19 protein-coding genes, 2 pseudogenes and 1 other annotated feature are annotated in these 24,200 nt (G+C 53.8%); of the genes and pseudogenes, 12 read left to right on the top strand and 9 right to left on the bottom strand.

Features of this window, described 5'->3' with window-relative positions:
* From ACMHLI_RS05990 to ACMHLI_RS06005, 4 genes and pseudogenes are all read right to left on the bottom strand, one after another.
* A pseudogene (locus ACMHLI_RS05990) lies at window positions 1–303 on the bottom strand (tryptophan synthase subunit beta); the annotation flags it as partial.
* A gap of 44 nt (window positions 304–347) precedes the next feature.
* A complete protein-coding gene (gene trpCF / locus ACMHLI_RS05995; protein ID WP_413528652.1) occupies window positions 348–1,712 on the bottom strand; it encodes a bifunctional indole-3-glycerol-phosphate synthase TrpC/phosphoribosylanthranilate isomerase TrpF in 1,365 nt (454 codons plus the stop codon).
* Window positions 1,713–1,715: 3 nt separating this feature from the next.
* A pseudogene (gene trpD, locus ACMHLI_RS06000) lies at window positions 1,716–3,319 on the bottom strand (bifunctional anthranilate synthase glutamate amidotransferase component TrpG/anthranilate phosphoribosyltransferase TrpD).
* A gap of 1 nt (window position 3,320) precedes the next feature.
* Window positions 3,321–4,883, bottom strand: a complete 1,563-nt coding sequence (locus tag ACMHLI_RS06005; RefSeq protein WP_413528653.1) for an anthranilate synthase component 1 — start codon at window positions 4,881–4,883, stop codon at window positions 3,321–3,323.
* A gap of 52 nt (window positions 4,884–4,935) precedes the next feature.
* Window positions 4,936–5,038, bottom strand: a sequence feature (Trp leader region).
* Window positions 5,039–5,367: 329 nt separating this feature from the next.
* On the opposite strand from ACMHLI_RS06005, the gene rnm reads away from it, so the two are divergent.
* The 3 genes from rnm (at window position 5,368) to rluB (ending at window position 8,572) form a co-directional block, all read left to right on the top strand.
* A complete protein-coding gene (rnm, locus tag ACMHLI_RS06010; RefSeq protein ID WP_413529007.1) occupies window positions 5,368–6,303 on the top strand; it encodes an RNase RNM in 936 nt (311 codons plus the stop codon).
* A 36-nt stretch (window positions 6,304–6,339) separates the two neighbouring features.
* Window positions 6,340–6,960: an L-threonylcarbamoyladenylate synthase gene (locus ACMHLI_RS06015; RefSeq protein WP_112165675.1), complete on the top strand. Its 621-nt coding sequence runs from the start codon at window positions 6,340–6,342 to the stop codon at window positions 6,958–6,960.
* A gap of 694 nt (window positions 6,961–7,654) precedes the next feature.
* Window positions 7,655–8,572 (top strand): 23S rRNA pseudouridine(2605) synthase RluB, encoded by a 918-nt coding sequence (gene rluB / locus ACMHLI_RS06020; RefSeq protein WP_413529008.1) that lies wholly within the window; start codon window positions 7,655–7,657, stop codon window positions 8,570–8,572.
* A 113-nt stretch (window positions 8,573–8,685) separates the two neighbouring features.
* Here the strand turns inward: rluB and cobO are convergent, their stop codons facing one another.
* Window positions 8,686–9,276, bottom strand: a complete 591-nt coding sequence (gene cobO, locus ACMHLI_RS06025; RefSeq protein ID WP_413528654.1) for a cob(I)yrinic acid a,c-diamide adenosyltransferase — start codon at window positions 9,274–9,276, stop codon at window positions 8,686–8,688.
* A 38-nt stretch (window positions 9,277–9,314) separates the two neighbouring features.
* Window positions 9,315–10,076: a YciK family oxidoreductase gene (locus tag ACMHLI_RS06030; RefSeq protein WP_413528655.1), complete on the bottom strand. Its 762-nt coding sequence runs from the start codon at window positions 10,074–10,076 to the stop codon at window positions 9,315–9,317.
* A gap of 345 nt (window positions 10,077–10,421) precedes the next feature.
* Here ACMHLI_RS06030 and sohB point away from each other — a divergent pair, with 345 nt between their 5' ends.
* On the top strand, window positions 10,422–11,465 hold the full coding sequence (gene sohB, locus ACMHLI_RS06035) for a protease SohB (protein WP_413528656.1): 1,044 nt from the start codon (window positions 10,422–10,424) through the stop codon (window positions 11,463–11,465).
* Between the two features lie 93 nt (window positions 11,466–11,558).
* Here the strand turns inward: sohB and ACMHLI_RS06040 are convergent, their stop codons facing one another.
* Complete coding sequence (locus ACMHLI_RS06040; protein ID WP_056780695.1) at window positions 11,559–11,810, bottom strand: YciN family protein; 252 nt, start codon at window positions 11,808–11,810, stop codon at window positions 11,559–11,561.
* Between the two features lie 461 nt (window positions 11,811–12,271).
* Between ACMHLI_RS06040 and topA the strand changes: the two genes are divergently transcribed.
* The 3 genes from topA to acnA all read left to right on the top strand — a co-directional run bounded on the left by topA (window position 12,272) and on the right by acnA (window position 19,067).
* A complete protein-coding gene (topA, locus tag ACMHLI_RS06045; protein ID WP_413528657.1) occupies window positions 12,272–14,869 on the top strand; it encodes a type I DNA topoisomerase in 2,598 nt (865 codons plus the stop codon).
* A 352-nt stretch (window positions 14,870–15,221) separates the two neighbouring features.
* The gene (gene cysB / locus ACMHLI_RS06050) at window positions 15,222–16,196 is read left to right on the top strand and encodes an HTH-type transcriptional regulator CysB (RefSeq protein ID WP_056780687.1); all 975 of its coding nucleotides are present in this window, start codon (window positions 15,222–15,224) and stop codon (window positions 16,194–16,196) included.
* Window positions 16,197–16,391: 195 nt separating this feature from the next.
* Window positions 16,392–19,067: an aconitate hydratase AcnA gene (acnA, locus tag ACMHLI_RS06055; RefSeq protein ID WP_413528658.1), complete on the top strand. Its 2,676-nt coding sequence runs from the start codon at window positions 16,392–16,394 to the stop codon at window positions 19,065–19,067.
* An 88-nt stretch (window positions 19,068–19,155) separates the two neighbouring features.
* On the opposite strand, the gene ribA is transcribed toward acnA, so the two are convergent.
* Complete coding sequence (gene ribA / locus ACMHLI_RS06060; protein WP_056780679.1) at window positions 19,156–19,761, bottom strand: GTP cyclohydrolase II; 606 nt, start codon at window positions 19,759–19,761, stop codon at window positions 19,156–19,158.
* Between the two features lie 299 nt (window positions 19,762–20,060).
* Here ribA and pgpB point away from each other — a divergent pair, with 299 nt between their 5' ends.
* The 3 genes from pgpB to lapB all read left to right on the top strand — a co-directional run bounded on the left by pgpB (window position 20,061) and on the right by lapB (window position 22,571).
* Entirely contained in the window at window positions 20,061–20,816 is a 756-nt protein-coding gene (gene pgpB, locus ACMHLI_RS06065; protein ID WP_413528659.1) for a phosphatidylglycerophosphatase B, read from the top strand.
* Between the two features lie 267 nt (window positions 20,817–21,083).
* Window positions 21,084–21,395, top strand: coding sequence for a LapA family protein (locus tag ACMHLI_RS06070; protein WP_056781019.1), 312 nt, complete (start codon window positions 21,084–21,086; stop codon window positions 21,393–21,395).
* A gap of 6 nt (window positions 21,396–21,401) precedes the next feature.
* On the top strand, window positions 21,402–22,571 hold the full coding sequence (gene lapB / locus ACMHLI_RS06075) for a lipopolysaccharide assembly protein LapB (protein WP_413528660.1): 1,170 nt from the start codon (window positions 21,402–21,404) through the stop codon (window positions 22,569–22,571).
* A gap of 43 nt (window positions 22,572–22,614) precedes the next feature.
* Here lapB and ACMHLI_RS06080 read toward each other — a convergent pair whose 3' ends face one another.
* Window positions 22,615–22,902: a hypothetical protein gene (locus ACMHLI_RS06080; RefSeq protein WP_413528661.1), complete on the bottom strand. Its 288-nt coding sequence runs from the start codon at window positions 22,900–22,902 to the stop codon at window positions 22,615–22,617.
* 191 nt (window positions 22,903–23,093) lie between these two features.
* Here ACMHLI_RS06080 and pyrF point away from each other — a divergent pair, with 191 nt between their 5' ends.
* Both pyrF and yciH read left to right on the top strand, forming a co-directional pair.
* Window positions 23,094–23,822, top strand: a complete 729-nt coding sequence (gene pyrF, locus ACMHLI_RS06085) for an orotidine-5'-phosphate decarboxylase (RefSeq protein WP_413528662.1) — start codon at window positions 23,094–23,096, stop codon at window positions 23,820–23,822.
* 12 nt (window positions 23,823–23,834) lie between these two features.
* The gene (gene yciH / locus ACMHLI_RS06090) at window positions 23,835–24,164 is read left to right on the top strand and encodes a stress response translation initiation inhibitor YciH (RefSeq protein WP_413528663.1); all 330 of its coding nucleotides are present in this window, start codon (window positions 23,835–23,837) and stop codon (window positions 24,162–24,164) included.
* Window positions 24,165–24,200 lie beyond the last annotated feature (36 nt).

Here is a 24,200-nt window from a genome sequence, read left to right on the forward strand (position 1 = left end):
GCCCATGCGTTTTGCCAGTAAAGCCTGACCCAGCACCTGATTGGTTTTATGTGCACCACCGTGCAGCAGATCTTCACGTTTCAGATAGAGCTTAGTTTTGGTGCCTGCGGTCAGGTTTTTGCACAGCGTCAGCGCCGTCGGGCGACCTGCGTAGTTTTTCAGCAGATCGATAAATTCAGCCTGAAACTCCGGGTCGCGCTGAGCGCTGACAAAAGCTTCTTCCAGCTGCGCCAGCGCAGGCATCAGAATTTGCGGGACATACTGGCCGCCAAATTCGCCGAAGTAGGGATTAAGTAAAGTCATGTTATTCCGTCCTGTCTGTCAATTTTTGCGTCATCGCGACAGCGTTAATACGCCCGCAATGTCTGGAATACGGCGGTAATTTTACCGGCATCTTTGATACCCGGCTCGCTCTCAACGCCGGAATTGAAATCCAGCCCGGCGCAACCGAGCTGCGCCGCCTGTACGCAGTTATCTGCACTGAGGCCTCCGGCGAGCAGGACGTTACTAAGATCCTGACCTTCCAACGTGCTCCAGTCGAAACGATGACCGGTGCCGCCTTTGCCGTTGTCGAGGACGTAGCGATCTACAAGATTGAGGTCACGCGCCGGAATACTGTCTTTCACGCTCAGCGCCTTCCAGATCTGCACGCCCGATGGCAGGGCTTCGCGCAGTGTGTCGATATACGCCTGATCTTCATCACCATGTAGCTGTACGGCAGTCAGATTCAGGGTCTGCGCGGTGTGTGCAATTTCTGCAACCGGCTGGTCACGGAACACGCCAACGTACTTAAGCGGTGCACCATTCTGAACTTCCTTAGCCTGAACCTGCGTTATAAAACGCGGGGACGTTTCCACAAAAATCAGTCCGCCGTAAATCGCACCGGCTTCATGTGCAGCTTTAGAATCTTCGGCGCGGGTCAGACCGCAGACTTTATTATCGCCAAGCAGAACACGGCGAACCGCACTGCTGAGATCGTCTTCTGACATCAGCGCGCTGCCGATCAGGAAACCATTGGCGAAGCGGCTGAGTTCACGGATCTGACCGTACGTATTTATGCCGGATTCGCTGATCACCGTAACACCGTGCGGCACGCGCGGGGCGAGCTGACGGGTGCGGTCTAAGTCGATGGACAAATCGCGCAGGTCGCGGTTATTGATGCCGACCACTTTGGCTTTCAGCTGCACCGCACGATCCAGTTCTTCTTCATTACTGGCTTCGGTCAGGACGCCCATATTCAGGCTGTGCGCCACGGCGGCCAGCTGAACGTACTGTTCGTCGTTGAGCACTGACAGCATCAGCAGAATGGCATCGGCCTGATAAAAACGGGCCAGATGGATCTGATAGGGATCGATGATGAAGTCTTTGCACAGTACCGGTTGTGTGACCGTCTTGCTGACCAGCGGCAGAAAATCAAAACTGCCCTGGAAATATTTCTCGTCGGTTAAAACGGAGATGGCTGATGCATAGTCTTTGTAAACGCTGGCGATTTCTACCGGATCAAAGTTGTCGCGGATCGTGCCTTTCGACGGAGACGCTTTTTTGCACTCCAGAATGAAGGCGGTTCTGGCGCCTTGTAGGGCATGGTAGAAACTGCGCTGGCTCTGAGTAATTTCGTTTTGAAAGCTGGCCAGCGGTTGTTGTTCTTTACGTGCCGCGACCCAAATTTCTTTGTCGCGGACAATCTTGTGGAGCACGGTTTCCTGCTGCATCACTTATCCTCTTGCTGCCAATGCCAGCACGCGCTGGTAAGGTTCACCGCTGCGCATGACGGCCAATGCCTGTTGTGCGTTTTGTTTTAAATCTTCCTGACCGAAAAGGCGCAGTAACATCGCCACATTGACGGCTACCGCGGCTTCATGGGCCGGATCACCTTTACCTTGTAATAAGCGTGCCAGAATGTCACGGTTTTCTTCCGGTTCGCCGCCCAGCAGCGATTCAATAGGATAATTGTCCAGTCCGAAGTCCTGCGGCGTCACTTCATAGGTGGTGATTTTGCCGTCTTTCAGCTCGGCCACCTGCGTTGGCGCGTGGATCGCCACTTCGTCCATTCCGCCGCCGTGAACCACTGCCGCACGCTCATAGCCCAGCGCCCGTAAGGTTTCCGCAATCGGCAACACCAGTTCCGGGCTGTACACACCAATCAACGCCAGTGGCGGACGTGCCGGATTAATCAGTGGGCCAAGTACGTTAAACAGCGTGCGGGTTTTAAGTGCCTTACGTACTGGCATCGCATGGCGAAAACCGGTGTGGTACTGCGGCGCGAACAGGAAACACACGTTCAGATCGTCAAGCGCCGCGCGGGATTGTTCCGCAGGCATATCCAGACGAATGCCAAACGCCGCCAGCAAATCGGAGGAGCCCGACCGGCTGGAGACGCTGCGGTTGCCGTGTTTCGCTACGCGGGATCCGCAGGCCGCCGCTACAAAGGCGCTGGCGGTAGAAATATTGATGCTGTTGGTGCCGTCGCCGCCGGTACCGACGATGTCCGCGAACTGATAATCCGGACGCGGGAACGGTTCGGCGTGGGCGAGTAACGCTTTAGCCGCACCGGCAATTTCCTGCGGCTGCTCGCCGCGTACTTTCATGCTGATTAAGGCTGCCGCTAACTGCGCGGGCTCCAGTTCGCCATTCACAATGGCGGTAAATAACTGCTGGCTCTCTTCCTGGGTCATCGTTTGTGCGCGATACAGATTCTCAAGAATGCCGGGAATAGTTTGCGTGTTCATGTCCTTTCTCCTTACGCCAAAGCCCAGGCCAGGGTCTGTTCAAGCAGACGCGCACCCTGTGAGGTTAAAATGGATTCCGGATGGAACTGGAAACCGCAGACGCGATCTTCGTCATGGCGCACTGCCATCACCATGTCGCCGTAGCGGGCGTTGACCGTCAACCCGTCGGGGATCTGGCTGCCGACCAGCGAGTGGTAACGCGCCACCGGCAGTGGATTGTTCATTCCGGCAAACATGCCTTCGTTGTCATGAGTAATCGAAGAGGCTTTACCGTGCAGAATTTCCCCGGCCTGGCCGACAAATCCGCCGTAGGTTTCAACAATCGCCTGATGACCCAGACAGATACCTATAATCGGTAACTGGCCGCGCAGACGTTTCAGCAGTTCCGGCATGCAGCCTGCTTCTGACGGCGTACCCGGCCCCGGTGAGAGCAACAGCACGGGTTTTTCCAGCTGGCTGAGTTTTTCGATAATGACGTCAGCCGGGATCTGATTGCGGTAAATCACCACGTTGTGACCGCTGGCGCGCAGCTGATCGACGAGGTTGTAGGTAAAGGAGTCGACGTTGTCGATGAGTAAAATGTCGGCCATCTTAAAATACCTCTTTTGCATTGTGGGCAGTGGCGATGGCGCGCAGCACGGCACGGGCTTTATTTCGGGTTTCATCGGCTTCGGCCTGCGGGACGGAATCGAGCACCACGCCGCCACCTGCCTGCACGGTGGCAATCCCGTCTTCGACGTACGCAGAGCGGATAACAATGCAGGTATCCAAATCACCGTGAGCGGTGAAGTACCCGACCGCGCCGCCGTAGCTACCGCGACGGGTTTGCTCAGAGGCGGAAATCAGCTGCATCGCGCGCACTTTCGGTGCACCCGTCAGCGTGCCCATATTCATCACTGCCTGATAGGCGTGGAGAACGTCCAGGTCGCCGCGCAGCGTACCGACTACGCGGGAAACCAGATGCATGACGAAAGAGTAACGGTCAACTTTGGTCAGGTCAGCGACGTAACGACTGCCCGGCTCGCAGATACGCGCCAGATCGTTACGCGCTAAATCCACCAGCATCAGATGCTCGGCCAGCTCTTTATGGTCGGTGCGCATTTCAAGCTCTATGCGGCTGTCGAGATCCAAATCCAGTGAGCCGTCAGCGCGGCGGCCACGCGGGCGGGTACCGGCAATCGGGTAGATTTCGATCTGGCGGTTGGTCGCATCATATTTCAGTGCGCTTTCCGGGGAAGCGCCGAACAGCGTGAAATCGTTGTCCTGCATGAAGAACATGTACGGGCTTGGGTTATTATTTTTCAGTGTTTCGTAGGCGGCCAGTGGAGAAGGGCACGGCAGCGAGAAGCGGCGCGAAGGCACAACCTGGAAAATTTCGCCGGCGCGGATCGCCACTTTCATTTTTTCCACCACAGCGCCAAACACTTCATCACTCTGGTTCACGCTCAGTTGCATTTCCGGCACGCTCTGATGCGGAATCGCGTGCGGCGGCAGTTGCAGCTGATGCTGCAGCTGTTCAAGACGGGCATGCAGACGCTGTTTCTCATCATTTGATGGGGTAAACAGGCTGGCCTGTAAGCGGCAGGTGCGGTTTTGGTGATCGAGCACCAGCAGCGTTTCCGCCAGATAGAAGCAGAAATCCGGGCAACGCTGGTCGGCGTCCAGCTTCGGTAAATCTTCGAAACCGGCGACCAGGTCATAAGCAAACAGCCCGCCGAGGAACATCGCCTCGCGCTCTTCCGCTGGTGATTCCACCGAGGTCAGAATGCTGCGCAGGGCGTCGAACACGGAACGGGAACGCAGGCGCGCATCTTCATCCTGCATCTGGTCAATGGCCGGGAAGGTCAGCTCGCGACCGTTCGGGCGGACATCATTTTGAATTTCTGCTGGCAGCGCGGCGTCAATCAGCGGCAGTAAAGACGCGCCGTTTGGCGTCAGCGCCTGCAGCGAAACCCGGGAACCCAGCGCGGTGATGCGCAGGGCGCTGTCGACAATCAACAGGCTCTTCAGGTTTTCTTTGCTGGTCACTTCAGAGGATTCGAGCAGCAGCGTGGCCGGGCGTGCACCACACAGCTGATGAAAAATGGCCGTCGGGTCACCGCGATAACTTCCCTGCGCGGTCAGCAATTCTAAACGTGGTTTTGGTTGAGTCATTTTGCTTCCTAAATTTCTCGACGTTTTTAAAAGGTTTTTCAAACAGACGGCCATAAAAAAGCCCGCATTATGCGGGCTTCGGAAATCTTGCAGCGTCTGATGACAGCTATGCGTGATTACTCCGCCCGACAAGGGGAAGTACGCCACCAGCTGAGAACCGCCATCATTTGAATTTTCATCATCAGACACTCTTATTAGTTTGGGAAAGCTATCGTTTTAAAAACCTAAACTTTCTAAATCAGTTTGTCACGTCGTTCTTTAACGAACTGTTCCGTGAACTTGCGTACTAGTAAACTAGTTCATGAATGTAAAGTCAACCCTCTTTTTACCCTGATTTCACAACTTTAGTGCGCACAGATGTTATCGCACCGTTTCAGTGCGTAAACGCGAGGTGAAAAGAGCGGGAAGATAGCTCTAACGTGAGCCGTCCTAACGCGTTATGATATGAACTGCATTCAGAAAAGGTTAAATCCCCGACGTGACGATGACTTCACCAACGACAGTTCTAACAACAGCGGCACCCTCAGCAGACGACCAGAACCTCAGCCCGGCCTTCACGATTTACGATCTCCACAGCCACACCACGGCATCGGACGGCTATCTGACGCCTGAAGCGCTGGTGTCCCGCGCGGTGGAGATGCGTGTCGGCGTGCTGGCGATCACCGATCACGACAGCACCGAAGGGCTGGCCCGTGCGGCGCAGGCGATTGCCGAAAAGCAGTTACCGCTGGTGCTCATCAACGGCGTTGAGATTTCCACGCTGTGGGAAAATCACGAGATCCACATCGTCGGTCTGGGCATTGACCCACACCATCCGGCGATGGTGAGGCTGCTTAGCACGCAGGCGGATTTGCGTCAGCAACGCGCGCAGGAAATGGGGCATCGTCTGGCGAAAGCCCGCATCGAAGGTGCCTGGGAAGGTGCGCTACGTCTGGCGCAGGGCGGGGCGGTGACGCGTGCGCATTTCGCCCGCTATCTGGTAGAAGTGGGTGCAGCGGACAACATCGCGCAGGTCTTTAAGAAATTCCTCGCCAAGGGCAAGACCGGCTACGTTCCGCCACAGTGGTGTACAATAGAACAAGCGATTGATGCTATTCATCAGTCAGGCGGACAAGCCGTGGTCGCCCATCCGGGGCGATACGATCTCTCCACCAAGTGGCTGAAACGCTTACTGGCGTATTTCACAGAGCAGGGCGGTGATGCGATGGAAGTCGCGCAGTGCCAGCAGGCGCCCAATGAGCGTGCGCAACTGGCGGCCTATGCCCGCGATTATCAGCTGCTGGCCTCGCAGGGGTCTGATTTCCATCAGCCCTGTTCGTGGATTGAGCTTGGCCGCAAACTTTGGCTTCCCGCAGGCGTTGAACCGGTGTGGCAACACTGGCCGCTTGCGATGACACAGCCTGAAATTGAACCGGTCTGATGCCTGACCGGAAAGAATAAAGAGCGAGAGGGAACCATGAGTCAATACTTTTACATTCACCCCGAAAATCCGCAGCCGCGTCTGATAAGTCAGGCGGTTGAGCTGCTGCGTAAAGGTCAGGTCATTGTTTATCCGACCGATTCCGGTTACGCGCTGGGCTGTCGTCTTGAAGAGAAAAACGCGATGGAGCGCATTTGCCGCATCCGTCAGTTAGACAGCAACCACAATTTCACGCTGGTGTGCCGCGATTTGTCCGAGCTGTCGACCTACGCCTATGTGGATAACGGCGCATTCCGCCTGATGAAAAACAATACGCCGGGCAACTACACATTCATCCTGAAAGCGACCAAAGAAGTGCCGCGCCGCCTGATGAGTGAAAAACGCAAAACGATCGGCCTGCGTGTGCCGTCCAACCCGATTGCGATTGCACTGCTGGAAGCGCTGGGTGAACCGCTGATGTCCACCACGCTGATGCTGCCGGGCAATGACTTTGCGGAATCCGATCCCGAAGACATCAAAGACCATCTGGGCAAACTGGTAGACCTGGTGATTGACGGGGGGTCTATCGGGCAGCAGCCCACCACGGTCATCGACCTGACCGAAGCCGCGCCGGAAGTGGTGCGTGAAGGCGCAGGCGATCCGGCACCGTTTCGCTAAGCCTGCGGCCGTCTTGTATTGTGTGAAATATAATCAGCCCGCAAACTGCTTACAGCAGACAAATTGCAGATAATTGTGTATAATGGCGGGCTGACTTTTTGTAAGTCGTTGTATTGATAAGTAATGCTGTCTGGCGATGTGTTTTATGTATGCATGTGTGGCGTAATCCCTGTGCAGAAATAAAGTTTCCGCGACAGTACGTTTATCTCCCAAACTGAATTTTGACGGGCAGGCGATGGCTAACATCGTGCTGGCCGCTCCCCCCGACGCCTGTGAAGGCGACAAATGAGGCTGCTCAATGAGCGAGAAGTATAATTCCCAGAAACATTCCAGTGACAGATCCAAACCGGCACGTTCACCAGGTGATAAGCCAAAAAGCGGCAGAAATTCCGGTGCAGCGAAGGCCCGTCCTGAACTGTCACGTGCAGAGAAACGCGGCGAAAAGCCGCGTTCAGACAAGCCACGTACTGATAAACCCAATAGCGACAAGCCACGCAGTGATAAACCGCGTTCAGACAAACCTCGTTCTGATGCTGGTCGCGGCGATTCACGTACTGATTCCCGCATCGAAAAACCAGGCCGTGGTAAAACGCGTCCTGAAAATCCTCGCGGTGAAAAACCTCGTGCCGCAAAACCACGCGCAACCAAGCCTAAAGCCGACACCCTGTTTGATGAAACCGGTGACGACGAAGAAGTGAAGTACCAGAAGCCGAAGAACGCGCTGGACAGCACCGAAGGGCAAAGCGAAAAACTGCAAAAAGTCCTGGCACGTGCAGGCCACGGTTCACGTCGCGAAGTAGAAGCGATGATCCAGGCTGGCCGCGTCAGCGTCGACGGTAAGATCTCCACGCTGGGCGACCGCGTTGAAGTCACCGGCGGCACCAAAATTCGCCTCGATGGCCATGTGCTGTCGGTGATGGAATCTCAGGACACCGTCTGTCGTGTGCTGGCGTACTACAAGCCGGAAGGCGAGTTGTGTACCCGCAGCGATCCGGAAGGCCGTCCGACCGTGTTTGACCGCTTGCCAAAAATGCGGGGTTCACGCTGGATTGCTGTGGGTCGTCTGGACGTAAACACCTCCGGCCTGCTTCTGTTCACCACCGACGGTGAATTGGCAAACCGCCTGATGCACCCGAGCCGTGAAGTTGAGCGTGAATATGCCGTACGTGTATTCGGCCAGATTGATGATGAAAAAATCAAACAGCTGAGCCGTGGCGTGCAGCTGGAAGACGGTCCTGCGGCGTTCCGCTCGATCAAATTCCAGGGCGGCGAAGGTCTGAACCAGTGGTACAACGTGACCCTGACCGAAGGCCGTAACCGTGAGGTTCGTCGTCTGTGGGAAGCGGTGGGCGTTCAGGTCAGCCGTCTGATCCGCGTCCGTTACGGTGATCTGAATCTGCCAAAAGGCCTGCCTCGTGGCGGTTATAAAGAGCTGGATCTGCCGGACATCAACTACCTGCGTACGCTGGTCGAAATGAACGAAGAAACCGTCAGCAAAATGCCGGTGGAACGCGATCGTCGCCGCGTGAAAGCCAACCAGATCCGTCGCGCCGTTAAGCGCCACACTCAGGTGGCTCCCGCTCGTCGTAGCGCTCCGGCGAAAAGAGGCTAATCGCTAATTAGCGAGACTGCTTCGAATGAGCCGATGAACCGCAGTCACTGACTGCGGTTTTTTTTGCTCTCAATTCAGACGGTTATTCAGTAAACACGCGCTGAAAATGGCGCTTACCAGTCAATTCCCTGCTGCGCCATGATCCCCGCGTCAAAGGCATGCTTCACCGGACGCAGCTCGCTGACGGTGTCCGCCATTTCCAGTAAATCGCGATGACAGCCGCGACCAGTAATGATAACTGTCTGATGCGCCGGACGCGCTTTTAGCGCATCCACCACATCCTGCAATTCCAGATAGCCGAAACTGACCATGTACGTCAGCTCATCGAGCACAACGAGATCTAACGACGCATCGGCCAGCATGCGCTTTCCATGCTGCCATACGGCCTGACAGGCCTGCGTATCGGTCTCTTTATTCTGGGTTTCCCAGGTAAAACCGGTCGACATCACCTGAAACTCGACGCCGTGCGGTTCAAGCAAATTTTTTTCACCGTTCGGCCATTCGCCTTTGATGAACTGAATCACCGCCGCGCGCATGCCGTGGCCGACCGCACGGGTCACGGTGCCAAAGGCCGCCGTAGTTTTGCCTTTACCGTTGCCGGTGAAGACAATCAAAATTCCGCGCTGTTCTTTGGCGGCGTCAATGCGCGCATCAACCTGTTCTTTCAGCTTTTGCTGGCGCTGCTTGTGGCGATCTTCGGTCATGAACGGCTCCGTCTTTGGATTCAGGGCAATCGGCTAAATTATTCGGCAGGGCCTGCTTTGCGGCCCGGCTGGGCATCAAAACTGATCCCAGTTTTACGGCGACTGTCATCACCCATCAGATACAAATACAGCGGCATGATATCGGCCGGCGTCTTGAGTTTGTCTTTGTTTTCATCAGGAAACGCCGAAGCACGCATTCCGGTACGCGTACCACCGGGATTAATACAGTTAACGCGCAACCCGGTATGTTTATGCTCTTCGGCCAGCACCTGCATCATGCCTTCGGTGGCAAATTTCGAGACTGCGTAAGCGCCCCAGCCGCTGCGGCCTTCACGTCCGACGCTTGAGGTGGTGAACACCAGCGAGGAGCTGGCGGATTTCAGCAGCAGCGGCAATAACGCCTGCGTCAGCATGAAGGTGGCATTAACATTCACCTGCATCACGTCCATCCAGTCCTGCAATTTGATTTCAGCCATCGGGGTGATCTCGGTGAGCAGCCCGGCGTTGTGCAAAACGCCGTCAAGGTGCGGCACCCATTGTGCAATCTGATCGGCGACGCGCTGGCAATCCTGCTGACTGGCGGTCAGCAAATCCAGTGAATAAATGAAAGCGGGGCGGAGATTTCGTGCCGCGATTTCCTGCTGTACGCTCGCCAGTTTGCTCTCGGTGCGGCCCAGTAAAATCACCTGAGCGCCAAATCGCGCGTAGGTGAGGGCGGCTTCGCGACCTATGCCATCGCCTGCGCCGGTGATCAGAATAATGCGGTTATTCAGTAAGTCAGATTTGGGATGATAGTGCACGTTCAGTCCTCGTAAACGGATCGGGATGCGGCGGCAAATGGCCGTCGTCACATCACGGGTTCGATAAAACAAAACGCCGGAAATGGGAGGTGTTGCACTCAACCATCGCCCGGCATTTCGGCGCAAATGTGGGGTGTTTCTGGTGTGATCACCGGTTATATGCCTGAAATGAACATGAGTTTCAATAATTAACCCAAAAACAGACAGCTCTTTTGTAACAAAATTGGAACAGATGCGCACCCGTATTTACCTCTGACTGACAATGACATATTCACACAAGACGCGGATGCGGGGATTGTCTAGAATGTTCACCTCTTTCTTACCACAGTGAATAGGCAGGTTTTTGTGGATTTACTTTCTCTTTATGGGCTGTTTCTAGCCAAAGTTGTTACCGTGGTGATCGCCATCGGCGCACTGGTGGTGTTAGTGATTGGGCTTCGTCAGCGTAAAGCTCACAGCAAAGGCGAATTACAGCTGATTGATCTTGGCGAGCAATATCGTGAGATGCAGCGTGAAATGCGCACAGCGCGGCTCAACCCGGCGGAGCAGAAACTGCGCAGCAAAGAGTTAAAGAAAAAGGACAAAGCTGAAGCCAAACAGAAGAAAATGCAGGCCAAAACAGGTGCAAGCAAAAGCAAGCCATGCCTGTATGTGCTCGATTTTAAAGGCAGTATGGATGCCCATGAAGTGACATCGCTGCGAGAAGAAATTTCTGCGGTAATGGCCGTTGCCACGCCGGAAGACGAAGTGCTGTTGCGTCTGGAAAGTCCGGGCGGCGTGGTGCATGGATATGGCCTGGCGGCATCGCAGCTGGTTCGCCTTCGTCAGAGCGGTATTCGCCTGACGGTGGCGGTGGATAAAGTGGCCGCCAGCGGGGGTTATATGATGGCCTGCGTGGCTGACCGTATCGTCGCGGCACCGTTTGCTATCATCGGTTCCATCGGTGTGGTGGCGCAGATCCCAAACTTTAACCGGTTGCTGAAAAAGAACGATATCGACATTGAATTGCACACGGCGGGCGAGTTTAAACGCACGCTGACCTTGCTTGGTGAAAACACCGACGAAGGCCGTGAAAAATTCCGTGAAGACCTGAACGAAACGCATGTGCTGTTTAAAGCGTTCGTGCATCAGAACCGTCCGTCTCTGGATATCGACGCGGTGGCCACCGGCGAACACTGGTTCGGGACGCAGGCGCGTGAAAATGGTCTGATCGACGCTGTCGGCACCAGCGATGATTTGCTCATCGCCGAAATGAAAAATCATGAGGTGATTGCGGTGCGTTATGCGCGTCGCAAACGCATGATGGACAGGTTCACCGGCAGCGCGGCAGAAAGCGTCGACCGCCTGTTCCTGCGCTGGTTGCAGCGCAGCCAGAAGCCGTTGTTGTAACCGGTAAAGGAAGAAAGAAAAAGGGACGAAAGTCCCTTTTTTGATGCTGCTAATTTATCCGTAATACGGAATAGTCGTAGCGATGTATTTATCTCAATTTTCGAGATGGTATTTTTCTGAAAACAGATGTGCCAGATGTTTAAACATATTAAATACGGCCGTCGTTTTTCGGGTCGGTAAACCGTCGTCATCCATGAAGAATTCCCCACGGAAAACCAGCACATTCCCTTTCTGTTCAACCTCTGTGGCGATCATCCCTTGCATGTAATCCTCATGCTCACGGATAACCTTATTCGCTTCGATCAGTAAAGCTTCGCGACTAATTGCCGATGTATTTTCGTGCATGATATTTACTCCCCACTATAATTTCTGACGATATTGTAATCCTGCCAGTGATAAAACCGCAAATCCGCTGGGGTTAATGGTTTAAGTAAGTGGTCGTATTTTGAACAAGCGCGTGAAAACGTTGAGCCCTTTGTCGAAATGGGGGATTCAGTGTTAATTAGGTTGCGTGGCGATTTTTATCAGGTAGAGTGTGGGATTTTGTGGCTTCAGGTGGAATGTTTTGTTTACGCTTGGTCATTATTTGACGTAAAAACAGGCACATTCCGCCGAACCCTGTCTGGTTAATCCCTTGCAGAATCAGTGTTTTGAACCTCTGGAAGTCAGTTCGCTCGTCATTTGAAAGAAATAAGTTGACGTTCTGACTCACTGCCGCAATATAAAAAAAGACATGATATTGTGCCGCGGCATAACTAGACAAAAACTTCTTCAGCTGATGAAGAATCATTCAGGTAAAGGTAATTATGGGCAAAGCTCTCGTAATAGTTGAGTCCCCGGCAAAAGCCAAAACGATTAATAAATATTTAGGAAATGACTACGTGGTTAAGTCCAGCGTCGGTCATATCCGTGATTTACCGACCAGTGGGTCCGCCGCAAAAAAAACCGTCGTCTCAACCGAAGAAAAGCCAAAGAAAAAAGTAAAAAAGGATGAGAAAACCGCGCTGGTTAATCGCATGGGCGTCGATCCTTACCATGGCTGGGAAGCGCAATACGAAATACTTCCGGGCAAAGAAAAAGTGGTTGCCGAGTTAAAAGCGTTAGCGGAAAAAGCTGACCACATCTATCTCGCAACCGACCTTGACCGCGAAGGAGAGGCGATTGCCTGGCATTTGCGGGAAGTGATTGGCGGTGATGACAAACGTTTCAGCCGCGTCGTGTTTAACGAAATTACCAAGAACGCTATCCAGAACGCCTTTAAAGAACCGGGCGAGCTGAATATTGATCGTGTGAATGCTCAGCAGGCGCGTCGCTTTATGGACCGCGTGGTGGGTTACATGGTGTCTCCGCTGTTGTGGAAGAAAATTGCCCGCGGTCTTTCCGCCGGTCGTGTTCAGTCCGTGGCGGTGCGTCTGGTTGTTGAGCGCGAAAAAGAAATCAAAGCATTCGTACCGGAAGAGTACTGGGAGCTGCATGCAGATTTGCTGGCAAAGATGGATACTGCCCTGCAAATGGAAGTTACGCATCACCTCGATAAACCGTTCAAACCGGTTAATAAAGAACAAACCCACGCTGCGGTGTCACTGCTTGAAAAAGCGCGTTACACGGTGGTGGATCGCGAAGACAAACCGACCAGCAGCAAGCCGGGCGCGCCTTTTATTACCTCCACGTTGCAACAGGCGGCCAGCACGCGTCTGAGCTTCGGCGTGAAGAAAACCATGATGATGGCGCAGCGCTTGTACGAAGCCGGTCACATCACCTACATGCGTACCGACTCCACTAACCTGAGTCAGGACGCTGTGGAAATGGTGCGCGGCTACATCGGTGAAAATTTCGGTGAGAAATACCTGCCGAAAGCGCCGCTGCAATACAGCAACAAAGAAAATTCACAGGAAGCGCACGAAGCGATTCGTCCTTCTGATGTGGCCGTCGTGTCTGAGCAACTCAAAGACATGGAAGCCGATGCCCAGCGTTTGTACCAGCTGATCTGGCGTCAGTTTGTGGCCTGCCAGATGACACCGGCGCAGTACGATTCTTCCACCCTGACGGTGAAAGCGGGCGATTACTCGCTGCGCGCCAAAGGCCGCACTCTGCGTTTCGATGGTTGGACGAAAGTCATGCCAGCGCTGCGCAAAGGCGACGAAGATCGCATTCTGCCTGCTATCGAAGTCGGCACCGACCTCGAACTGCAACAACTGTTGCCGACACAGCATTTCACCAAACCGCCTGCGCGATTTAGCGAAGCGTCACTGGTCAAAGAGCTGGAAAAACGTGGTATTGGCCGTCCGTCCACTTATGCGTCGATCATTTCGACCATTCAGGATCGCGGTTATGTTCACGTTGAGAACCGTCGTTTCTACGCCGAGAAAATGGGTGAAATCGTTACAGATCGCCTGGAGCAAAACTTCCGCGAACTGATGAACTATGACTTCACCGCGCGCATGGAAGACGGTCTGGATCAGGTCGCCAATAACAAAGCTGAGTGGAAAGCCGTGCTGGACGAATTCTTCACCGAATTCAGCAAACAGCTGGAAACCGCAGAGAAGGATCCGGAAGAAGGCGGTATGCGCCCGAACCAGATGATCCTGACCAGCATTGAGTGCCCGACCTGTGGCCGCCCGATGGGCATCCGCACCGCCAGCACCGGCGTTTTCCTTGGCTGTTCCGGCTATGCATTGCCACCTAAAGAGCGCTGCAAGACCACCATTAACCTGATCGCTGATGCCGAAGTGCTCAACGTTCTGGAAGGTGATGAAGCAGAGGCTAACGCGTTGCGTGCCAAACGTCGCTGTGGCAAATGTGGCACAGCGATGGACAGCTATCTGATCGATAACCAGCGCAAGTTGCATGTCTGCGGTAATAACCCGGAATGTGACGGCTACGAAATCGAGCAGGGCGAGTTCCGCATTAAAGGCTACGACGGCCCGATTGTTGAGTGTGAGAAGTGTGGTTCTGAAATGCACCTGAAAATGGGACGTTTCGGTAAGTACATGGGCTGTACCAACGACGAGTGCAAAAATACCCGTAAAATTCTGCGTAACGGTGACGTTGCACCGCCGAAAGAAGATCCGGTTCCGCTGCCTGAGCTGCCGTGTGAGAAATCAGACGCTTACTTTGTTCTGCGTGACGGCGCTGCCGGTGTGTTCCTGGCGGCCAATACTTTCCCTAAATCGCGCGAAACCCGTGCGCCGCTGGTGGAAGAACTGAAGCGTTTCAAAGATCGTCTGCCGGAAAAACTGAGCTATCTGGCTGATGCGCCAGTCGCTGACCCGGAAGGCAATAAATCGATGGTACGTTTCAGCCGCAAAACCAAGCAGCAGTACGTTTCCTCCGAAAAAGACGGTAAAGCCACCGGCTGGACCGCCTTCTTTGTTGACGGCAAATGGGTTGAAGGCAAGAAATAAAGTCTCATCACTTAACCGAAATCATTTTGTTATTTGATTGTAAAAAACCAGTCCTCCGGGCTGGTTTTTTTATTGCATTAAGATCTATCATCGGCAGGTTCCTGGCGTATTTGTTCTCAGGGCAACGCTTCCTGCTGTAATCCTTATGTTATCTGGCTATACAACGTGTTAATTCTTGATATAATTGTTATATAAAATTTATTTTTATTCACAATAGTAATAAGCTAATGCGTCTGCGGCATAACACGGCGCGTTCACAGACTTCGGCATTCAATAAAAATCATTTCCAGTCTGTTCAGCCAGCGTGCGAACAGGGATGGTGACAGGGTTTGAAACCAGGGTGGTATGAGATATGAAATTGCAGCAACTGCGCTACATCGTAGAGGTTGTTAATCACAATCTGAACGTCAGTTCGACGGCAGAGGGCCTGTACACGTCGCAGCCAGGGATCAGTAAACAAGTTCGAATGCTGGAAGATGAGCTGGGGATCCAGATTTTCTCCCGCAGCGGCAAACATCTGACTCAGGTGACACCGGCCGGGCAGGAAATCATTCGTATTGCCCGTGAAGTGCTGTCAAAAGTGGATGCCATTAAGGCCGTGGCCGGTGAGCATACCTACCCGGACAAGGGATCGCTGTACGTGGCGACGACGCACACTCAGGCACGTTACGCCTTACCGAACGTGATTAAAGGCTTTATTGAGCGTTACCCGCGCGTTTCGCTGCATATGCATCAGGGCTCGCCGACCCAAATCGCCGAAGCCGTGTCGAAGGGTAATGCCGATTTCGCGATCGCCACCGAAGCGCTGCATCTTTACGACGATCTGATTATGCTGCCTTGTTACCACTGGAACCGCGCCGTGGTGGTTCAGCCGGATCATCCGCTGGCGGGCAAAGAGAAAGTCACCATCGAAGAGCTGGCTGCATACCCGATTGTCACTTACACCTTCGGTTTCACCGGCCGTTCCGAGCTAGATACTGCGTTTAACCGTGCCGGTCTGACGCCAAAAATTGTCTTCACCGCCACCGACGCCGACGTGATCAAAACTTATGTCCGCCTCGGTCTGGGTGTGGGCGTTATTGCCAGCATGGCGGTTGATCCGGTTCAGGATCCAGATCTGGTGACCGTGGATGCGCGCGATATCTTTACCTACAGCACTACCAAAATCGGTTTTCGCCGCAGCACATTCCTGCGCAGCTACATGTACGATTTCATCCAGCGTTTCGCACCGCACCTGACACGTGACGTGGTGGATACCGCGATTGCGCTGCGGTCGAACGAAGATATTGAAGAGATGTTCAAAGATATTAAACTGCCGACCAAATAAATTTCCGGTCAGTTTCAGATACTGAAAAGTCCCGTGACATCGCCTGATGCCGCGGGATTTTTTTTGCCCGATGATCCGTTTGAGCTGTTATGAAAATGTTAATAAAAATATGTGTTATCTTTATATATGCACTTATAAGCCAGCGGGTTATTGGTTTTTTTGCCCAGCTGGTGCTGTGAAGCATAAGGAGAAGCTATGTCGTCCGATATTCGTAACAGAAGTCTGGATAAGCTGGCAGTCCAGGGTAAGGAGTTTCACTACTACAGTCTGCCTCTTGCCGCCAACACGCTGGGTGATATTCAGCGTCTGCCAAAATCCCTTAAAGTCTTACTCGAAAACCTGCTGCGTCACGTAGACGGTGACACTGTCACTGAAAGCGATTTGCATGAGCTGGTTGACTGGCAAAAAACCGGCCATGCCGATCGCGAAATTGCCTATCGTCCGGCGCGCGTGTTGATGCAGGATTTCACCGGGGTACCCGCCGTGGTGGATCTCGCAGCGATGCGTCAGGCGGTCAAACGTCTCGGCGGCAATGTCGAGCAGGTGAACCCGCTGTCGCCTGTCGATCTGGTGATCGACCACTCGGTGACCGTTGATGAGTTCGGCGATGAAGATGCGTTTGATGAAAACGTCCGTCTGGAAATGGAGCGTAACAACGAGCGCTATCAGTTCCTGCGCTGGGGTCAGAAAGCCTTTAACCGTTTCCGCGTTGTGCCGCCGGGCACCGGTATTTGTCATCAGGTTAATCTTGAATATCTCGGTCAGACCGTCTGGCATGAAGAGCAGAACGGAAAAACTGTGGCGTACCCCGATACGCTGGTCGGTACCGATTCCCACACCACCATGATTAACGGCCTGGGCATTCTGGGCTGGGGCTGCGGCGGTATCGAAGCCGAAGCGGCGATGCTCGGTCAGCCAGTGTCGATGCTGATCCCGGACGTAGTCGGGTTCCGCCTGACCGGCAAACTGCGCGAAGGCATCACCGCCACCGATCTGGTGTTAACCGTCACCCAGATGCTGCGTAAACACGGCGTGGTCGGAAAGTTCGTCGAATTTTACGGCGACGGTCTGGCGGATCTTCCGCTGGCAGACCGTGCGACTATCGCCAATATGTCACCGGAATTTGGCGCGACCTGCGGCTTCTTCCCGGTGGACGACGTGACGCTGAGCTACTTGAAACTCAGTGGCCGCAGCGACGACCAGATTGAACTGGTAAAAGCCTATTCGCAAGTGCAGGGTCTGTGGCGTAATGCCGGTGACGAACCGGTCTTCACCAGTACGCTGGCGCTGGACATGGGCGATGTCGTGCCAAGCCTTGCCGGGCCGAAACGCCCGCAGGACAGGGTGGCGCTGCCGGATGTGCCGAAAGCGTTCAAAGCCGCGACGGAGCTGGAGCTTGGCAATAACAAACCCGGCCACACGGACAAAGAGAGCTTTACCCTCGACGGTCAGCATTACGCGCTGGAAACCGGAGCAGTGGTCATTGCCGCCATTACGTCTTGTACTAACACGTCCAACCCCAGCGTGCTGATGGCCGCCGGGCTGCTGGCGAAGAATGCCGCTGAGAAAGGGCTGACCAGCAAACCCTGGGTGAAAACGTCACTGGCACCGGGTTCGAAAGTGGTGACCGATTATCTGAATGCTGCCGGGCTGATGCCATATCTGGAAAAACTGCGTTTCAATCTGGTTGGTTACGGTTGTACGACCTGTATCGGAAACTCAGGACCGTTGCCGGAACCTATTGAATCGGCGATCAAATCCGGTGATTTAACCGTCGGTGCGGTACTGTCGGGCAACCGTAACTTTGAAGGGCGCATCCATCCTCTGATCAAAACCAACTGGCTGGCCTCGCCGCCGCTGGTGGTGGCTTACGCGCTGGCCGGGAATATGAACGTCAATCTGACCACCGATCCGCTGGGTGAAGATCCTGATGGTAAACCGGTATATCTGAAAGATATCTGGCCGACGGCGGCAGAAATTGCCAATGCGGTCGGGCAAGTGACTACCGAGATGTTCCACAAAGAGTACGCCGAAGTGTTTAACGGTGATGCCAGCTGGCAGGCGATTCAGGTCGACGGCACGCCGACGTATACCTGGCAGGAAGACTCGACCTACATCCGCCATCCGCCTTTCTTCAGTGACATGAAGGCAGAACCGGATGCGGTGGAAGACATCAAAGACGCCCGCATTCTGGCGATTCTGGCGGACTCGGTGACCACCGACCACATCTCACCGGCCGGTAACATCAAAATTGAAAGTCCGGCAGGGCTGTACCTGAAAAATCACGGTGTGGAACCGAAAGCCTTCAACTCCTACGGGTCGCGACGTGGTAACCATGAAGTGATGATGCGCGGAACCTTCGCCAACATCCGTATTCGTAACGAAATGGTGCCGGGCGTGGAGGGCGGTTATACGCGTCACATCCCGTCGCAGGATCAGCTGGCGATATACGACGCTGCGATGCGCTATCAGCATGAAAGCGTGCCGACGGCGGTGATCGCCGGGAAAGAGTACGGTTCCGGCTCCAGCCGTGACTGGGCGGCGAAGGGCCCACGTCTGCTGGGCGTTCGCGTGGTGATTGCCGAGTCGTTCGAACGTATCCACCGTTCGAACCTGATCGGTATGGGGATTTTGCCACTGGAATTCCCGCAGGGCGTCACCCGTAAAACGCTGAAACTGACCGGCGACGAGCTGATTAGTGTCAGCGGGCTGCAAACGCTGAAACCGGGGCAGGACGTACCGGTGCAAATTGTGTTCGCCGACGGCCATGCAGAAACGGTTAATGCGCGCTGTCGTATCGACACCGGCAACGAGCTGACCTACTTCCAGAACGGCGGCATTTTGCATTACGTCATCCGCAAAATGTTGTGATCGTCTAATTAATCCGTTTTAGCCATAAAAAAGGGCACCTTCATAAGGTGCCCTTAATATTTGCCGGTCAGAATACCCGGCAGCAGAATTACTTGTGGCGCAGATCGTTATCGAGCAGGTGACCCATTTTGGCGGCCTTGGTCGAAAGATAACGTTCGTTTTCCGGATTACGGCCAACCACCAGCGGGACGCGTTCGACGATGTTGATCCCGGCTTCAGTCAGAATTTCGACTTTTTTGGGATTATTGGTCAGCAGGCGAACGGAATCGACGCCGAGCAGTTTGAACATGTCGGCACAAAGCGTGAAGTCGCGTTCATCGGCGGCGAAACCGAGCTGATGATTCGCTTCGACGGTGTCATAACCTTTATCCTGCAAGGCGTACGCGCGGATCTTATTCAGCAAACCGATGTTGCGGCCTTCCTGACGGTGATACATCAGAATGCCGCGGCCTTCCTCAGCGATGTCATTAAGTGCTGCTTCGAGCTGGAAACCGCAGTCGCAGCGCAGGCTGAAGAGGGCATCGCCGGTCAGGCATTCTGAGTGAACACGTGCCAGAACGGGCGTTTCACCGCTGATATCGCCAAAAACTAACGCCAGGTGGTCGTGCCCGGTGGCCAATTCTTCAAAACCCACCATCAGGAAATCGCCCCAAGGTGTTGGCAGATTGGCTTCTGCCACCCGTTTCAGCTGCATTTTACGCTCCAAAAAAAACACAAATAGTCTTCATTTACGGTGAGTATTTTACTTATTGATGCGCATCCTACGTGCGGATGCGGTCTCTGGATAGGGAATCGGTGCCTTTCCATCACAACATGGCACCATTTTGCCACAGTTTGGCTCACATATTAGCGGGAATATTTGAACGATTACTTCATAAGTTATGAACTATAACAGTAACCTCAACAACCCTGATTTAAGGAATGTTAAGGAATTACAACATTGTTACACTCCATTGCTTTATATGCATTTTACAAAAAACAGAAAGGACGACTATGTTTGATATCGCCAAACGCACCGCCCTCGGGGCACTTCTTCTGCTTATCATGCCTGCCGCGGTGTGGGTAAGTGGCTGGTTATGGACGCCCGGCGGCAATCCGGCGATTTTACGCCCGCTTTACTGGGTGACCGAAACAGTCAGCCAGCCCTGGGGGATTATCACCACGGTTATCCTGTGCGCCTGGTTTTTATGGTGTCTGCGTTTTCGTATCAAAGCCGCGATTGGGTTGGTAATGATCATCTCTGCGGCGCTGCTCATCGGACAATTCGCTAAGGATTACATCAAAGGGGAAGTGCGTGAGCCACGGCCCTATGTGGCGTGGCTCGGTAGCGATCATCAGATGAATGTCCAGGAATTCTATGCGATGAAGAGCAAGGCGCGTGGCAAGCAGGTCAAAGAAATTCTCGGTGAGAATGTTCAGATCCCTCACTGGCTGAATAAAAGCTGGCAGAACGATACCGGATACGCGTTCCCTTCGGGACATACGATGTTTGCTGCAAGCTGGGCATTGCTGGGCATCGGGCTGCTGTGGCGTCGTAAACACTACAAGACCGTGACCGCGCTGATGGTTTGGTCGATAGTCGTGATGGGCAGCCGTCTGATGTTGGGCATGCACTGGCCGCGTGACCTGATAGCCTCAGTTTGGATCAGCTGGATCCTGGTGACGCTTGCCTGCTGGCTGACAGAGCGTTACATCGGGCCGTTAACGCCGCCGCCGGAAGAAAATAAAGAAATCGCTGAACGCGAATAATCGCCTCATCCGATTTCTGATACTTCCGCAAATCAAAGGGGAATCTTTCGGTTCCCCTTTGATTTTACGCGCAACGTCCCCATATCTCTTACATGTCGTTTTCACCGGTTCACGTCGCCGATCGCAAAAGTTGCGCGATCTTCAGACAGTTACTCTTTTAACCCTCGGCAATGTTTCCCAGCTTTGTGCAGAAATGCTAACTTATTAGGTCGGGACGAGAGTTTTTGGCATAATTCATCCGGTATACCCGGCATTACAGGAATGAATGTGAAATATCTGCTGATTTTTTTATTTTTACTGGTCATCGTGGTGATTTCAATCACGTTAGGCGCCCATAATGATCAGACTGTGACCTTCAACTATTTGCTGGCGCAGGGTGACTATCGCGTCTCAACGCTGCTTGCCGTGCTGTTTGCGACCGGTTTCATTCTGGGCTGGGTCATCTGCGGTTTGTTCTATCTTCGCGTACGCCTGTCTCTTGGCCGCGCTCAGCGAAAAATCAAACGTCTGGAACTGCAAATCGAGCCCGTGGCTGTCGTGACGCCGCCTGCAGCATCTTATGATGTCAGCAAGGAATAACCCTTTATGTTAGAGCTGCTGTTTCTGTTGTTGCCCGTTGCGGCCGCCTATGGCTGGTACATGGGGCGCAGAAGTTCTCAGCAGGACAAACAGGAAAATGCTAACCGCCTGTCGCGTGAATACGTGGCGGGGGTTAACTTCCTGCTTTCCAATCAGCAGGACAAAGCGGTCGACCTGTTCCTCGAAATGTTGAAAGAGGACAGCAGTACGGTCGAAGCGCACCTGACGCTTGGTAACCTGTTCCGCTCCCGTGGCGAGGTCGATCGCGCGATCCGTATCCATCAGTCATTGATGGAAAGCGCCTCGCTGACCTTCGAACAACGCCTGCTGGCCGTACAGCAGTTGGGACGCGATTATATGACCGCCGGTTTTTATGACCGCGCCGAAGACATGTTTAACCAGCTGGTGAAAGAGCAGGATTTCCAGCTTTTCGCCCTGGAACAGTTGTTGATCATTCATCAGGCAACCAGCGACTGGCAGAATGCCATCGACGTGGCCGAACGTCTGGTCAAACTGGGAAAAGAGAACCGTCGCAAAGAAATCGCCCATTTCTGGTGCGAACTGGCTTTGCAGGCGATGGTATCGGATGATTTCGATAAAGCGACAGGATTGCTGAAGAAAGCCGCCGCGGCAGACAAACTCTGTGCCCGTGTTTCTATCATGCAGGGTCGCATTCTGATGGCGCAGGGCGAATACCGTAAAGCCGCCGATGCGTTACAGCGGGTGCTGGAGCAGGATAAAGAGATTGTCAGCGAAGCGCTGCCAATGTTGCAGGAGTGCTATCTCAATCTGAAAGATACGCTGGCCTGGGCGGAGTTTCTCAAACGCTGCGTGGATGAAAATACCGGTGCAACCGCTGAGCTGATGCTGGCGGAGATTATCCATCAGGAAGAAGGCCGTGAAGTTGCGCAGAACTATATTAACCGTCAGCTTCAACGCCATCCGACCATGCGCGTGTTCCATCACCTGATGGATTACCATCTGGCTGATGCAGAAGAGGGGCGTGCGAAAGAAAGTCTGGGGCTGCTGCGGGATATGGTCGGCGAACAGATCCGTACCAAACCGCGTTACCGGTGCCACAAATGCGGCTTCACCGCGCATTCGCTGTACTGGCATTGCCCGTCCTGTCGAGGCTGGGCGACGATCAAACCTATCAGAGGATTGGATGGGCAGTAATATTTCCCCCTGTATTTTTACCTACCGGGGGAAAGGGCTTTAATTATTTCTTCTTGCTGCTCGCTTTACGCGCGTTAATCAGCGTACGCAGCTTCTTGATTTCTTTGGCGGTCAGAGCGGGTTCTGACTCTTCCGCCAGATGTTGATTGTCAATATCGTGTTCGGTCGCCCTGGCGGCCTTTTTTCCTTTGTGGGCGGCCGGATTAAAACTCGCTTCCAGGCGTTCAGCGACTTCTGCGCTTAATGAATGCTCGGCTTCGGCGGCAGCATTTTTGATCAGCTCTTTCAGTTCCACCGAAATTTTTACGGTCAGGGTCGTTATCTCACTCATTTTTCTGCCTTTCCTTCGTGTAAAAGTAACAAGCTAAGCCAGCCTTGTGACATCGTCTAGTGCATAACAAAAATTTAATAAAACTGTCACATTAGGTGTAGCTGTGAATTCGGCGTCTTGCCATGTAAAATGCGGGCGGCAGAAATTATGCTTTTCCTTCCTGATTTGAAAATTAACAAGAGGCTGAAGACATGAAGTCAGAAAATAACATTAACAACAACGACTTAAATTCATCACCTATTGTTGTCGCACTTGATTACGCTGATAAATCCTCCGCACTGGCATTCGCCGATAAAATCGATCCGCGTGATTGCCGTCTGAAAATTGGCAAAGAGATGTTTACCCACTTCGGTCCGCAGATGGTCAAAGATTTGCAGTCGCGCGGCTTCGACGTCTTTCTGGATCTGAAATTCCACGATATTCCTAACACCACGGCGCGCGCTGTAGCGGCCGCTGCCGACCTCGGCGTGTGGATGGTGAACGTGCACGCCAGCGGTGGCGCGCGCATGATGACGGCGGCGAAAGAGGCGCTGATGCCCTTCGGTAAAGATGCTCCGCTGCTGATCGCCGTCACCGTGCTGACCAGTATGGAAGGCAGCGATCTGGCCGATCTAGGCATTACATTGTCACCGGCAGATTACGCCGAGCGTCTGGCGCGTCTGACCCGCGACTGCGGTCTGGATGGCGTTGTCTGTTCTGCGCAGGAAGCCACGCGATTCAAATCCGCGCTCGGCAGTGCGTTCCAGCTGGTGACGCCGGGCATCCGCCCCGCAGGCAGCAAGGCTGACGATCAGCGCCGCGTGATGACGCCGCAGGAAGCGCTGGCCGCCGGTGTGGATTACATGGTGATTGGTCGCCCGATCACGCAGTCTGCCGATCCGGCGCAGACCCTGCGTGAAATCCGCGATTCACTGCGTTAAGAAGAGGCTGATATGAGCAACGATAACAATAGTCGCTTAGTCTATTCGACGGACAGCGGCAGAATTGATGAGCCAAAGGCCGCCGTCGTTCGCCCGAAAGGCGACGGCATTGTGCGCATTCAGCGTCAGACCAGTGGCCGTAAAGGCAAAGGCGTCTGTCTGATTACCGGTGTGGATCTGGATGATGCGGCGCTGGAAAAGCTGGCGGCGGAGCTGAAAAAGAAATGCGGCTGTGGCGGTGCGGTGAAAGAGGGTGTGATTGAGATCCAGGGCGACAAGCGCGACCTGCTCAAACAACTTCTGGAAGCGAAAGGCATGAAAGTGAAACTGGCTGGCGGCTGATCAAAACAAGATGCTGCGCTATTCAAAAGCGCAGCG

The organism is Rahnella inusitata (assembly GCF_965118895.1).
GTDB classification, from domain to species: Bacteria; Pseudomonadota; Gammaproteobacteria; order Enterobacterales; family Enterobacteriaceae; genus Rahnella; species Rahnella inusitata_A.

Excerpts from the sequence above, each read along its gene's own strand:
- acnA (WP_413528658.1), top strand. The coding sequence starts at position 16,392 with ATGTCGTCCGATATTCGTAACAGAAGTCTGGATAAGCTGGCAGTCCAG.
- ACMHLI_RS06015 (WP_112165675.1), top strand. The coding sequence starts at position 6,340 with ATGAGTCAATACTTTTACATTCACCCCGAAAATCCGCAGCCGCGTCTG.
- cysB (WP_056780687.1), top strand. The coding sequence starts at position 15,222 with ATGAAATTGCAGCAACTGCGCTACATCGTAGAGGTTGTTAATCACAAT.
- pgpB (WP_413528659.1), top strand. The coding sequence starts at position 20,061 with ATGTTTGATATCGCCAAACGCACCGCCCTCGGGGCACTTCTTCTGCTT.
- pyrF (WP_413528662.1), top strand. The coding sequence starts at position 23,094 with ATGAAGTCAGAAAATAACATTAACAACAACGACTTAAATTCATCACCT.
- lapB (WP_413528660.1), top strand. The coding sequence starts at position 21,402 with ATGTTAGAGCTGCTGTTTCTGTTGTTGCCCGTTGCGGCCGCCTATGGC.
- cobO (WP_413528654.1), bottom strand. The coding sequence starts at position 9,276 with ATGACCGAAGATCGCCACAAGCAGCGCCAGCAAAAGCTGAAAGAACAG.
- yciH (WP_413528663.1), top strand. The coding sequence starts at position 23,835 with ATGAGCAACGATAACAATAGTCGCTTAGTCTATTCGACGGACAGCGGC.
- ribA (WP_056780679.1), bottom strand. The coding sequence starts at position 19,761 with ATGCAGCTGAAACGGGTGGCAGAAGCCAATCTGCCAACACCTTGGGGC.
- topA (WP_413528657.1), top strand. The coding sequence starts at position 12,272 with ATGGGCAAAGCTCTCGTAATAGTTGAGTCCCCGGCAAAAGCCAAAACG.
- ACMHLI_RS06040 (WP_056780695.1), bottom strand. The coding sequence starts at position 11,810 with ATGCACGAAAATACATCGGCAATTAGTCGCGAAGCTTTACTGATCGAA.
- ACMHLI_RS06005 (WP_413528653.1), bottom strand. The coding sequence starts at position 4,883 with ATGACTCAACCAAAACCACGTTTAGAATTGCTGACCGCGCAGGGAAGT.
- ACMHLI_RS06080 (WP_413528661.1), bottom strand. The coding sequence starts at position 22,902 with ATGAGTGAGATAACGACCCTGACCGTAAAAATTTCGGTGGAACTGAAA.
- rnm (WP_413529007.1), top strand. The coding sequence starts at position 5,368 with ATGACTTCACCAACGACAGTTCTAACAACAGCGGCACCCTCAGCAGAC.
- trpCF (WP_413528652.1), bottom strand. The coding sequence starts at position 1,712 with ATGCAGCAGGAAACCGTGCTCCACAAGATTGTCCGCGACAAAGAAATT.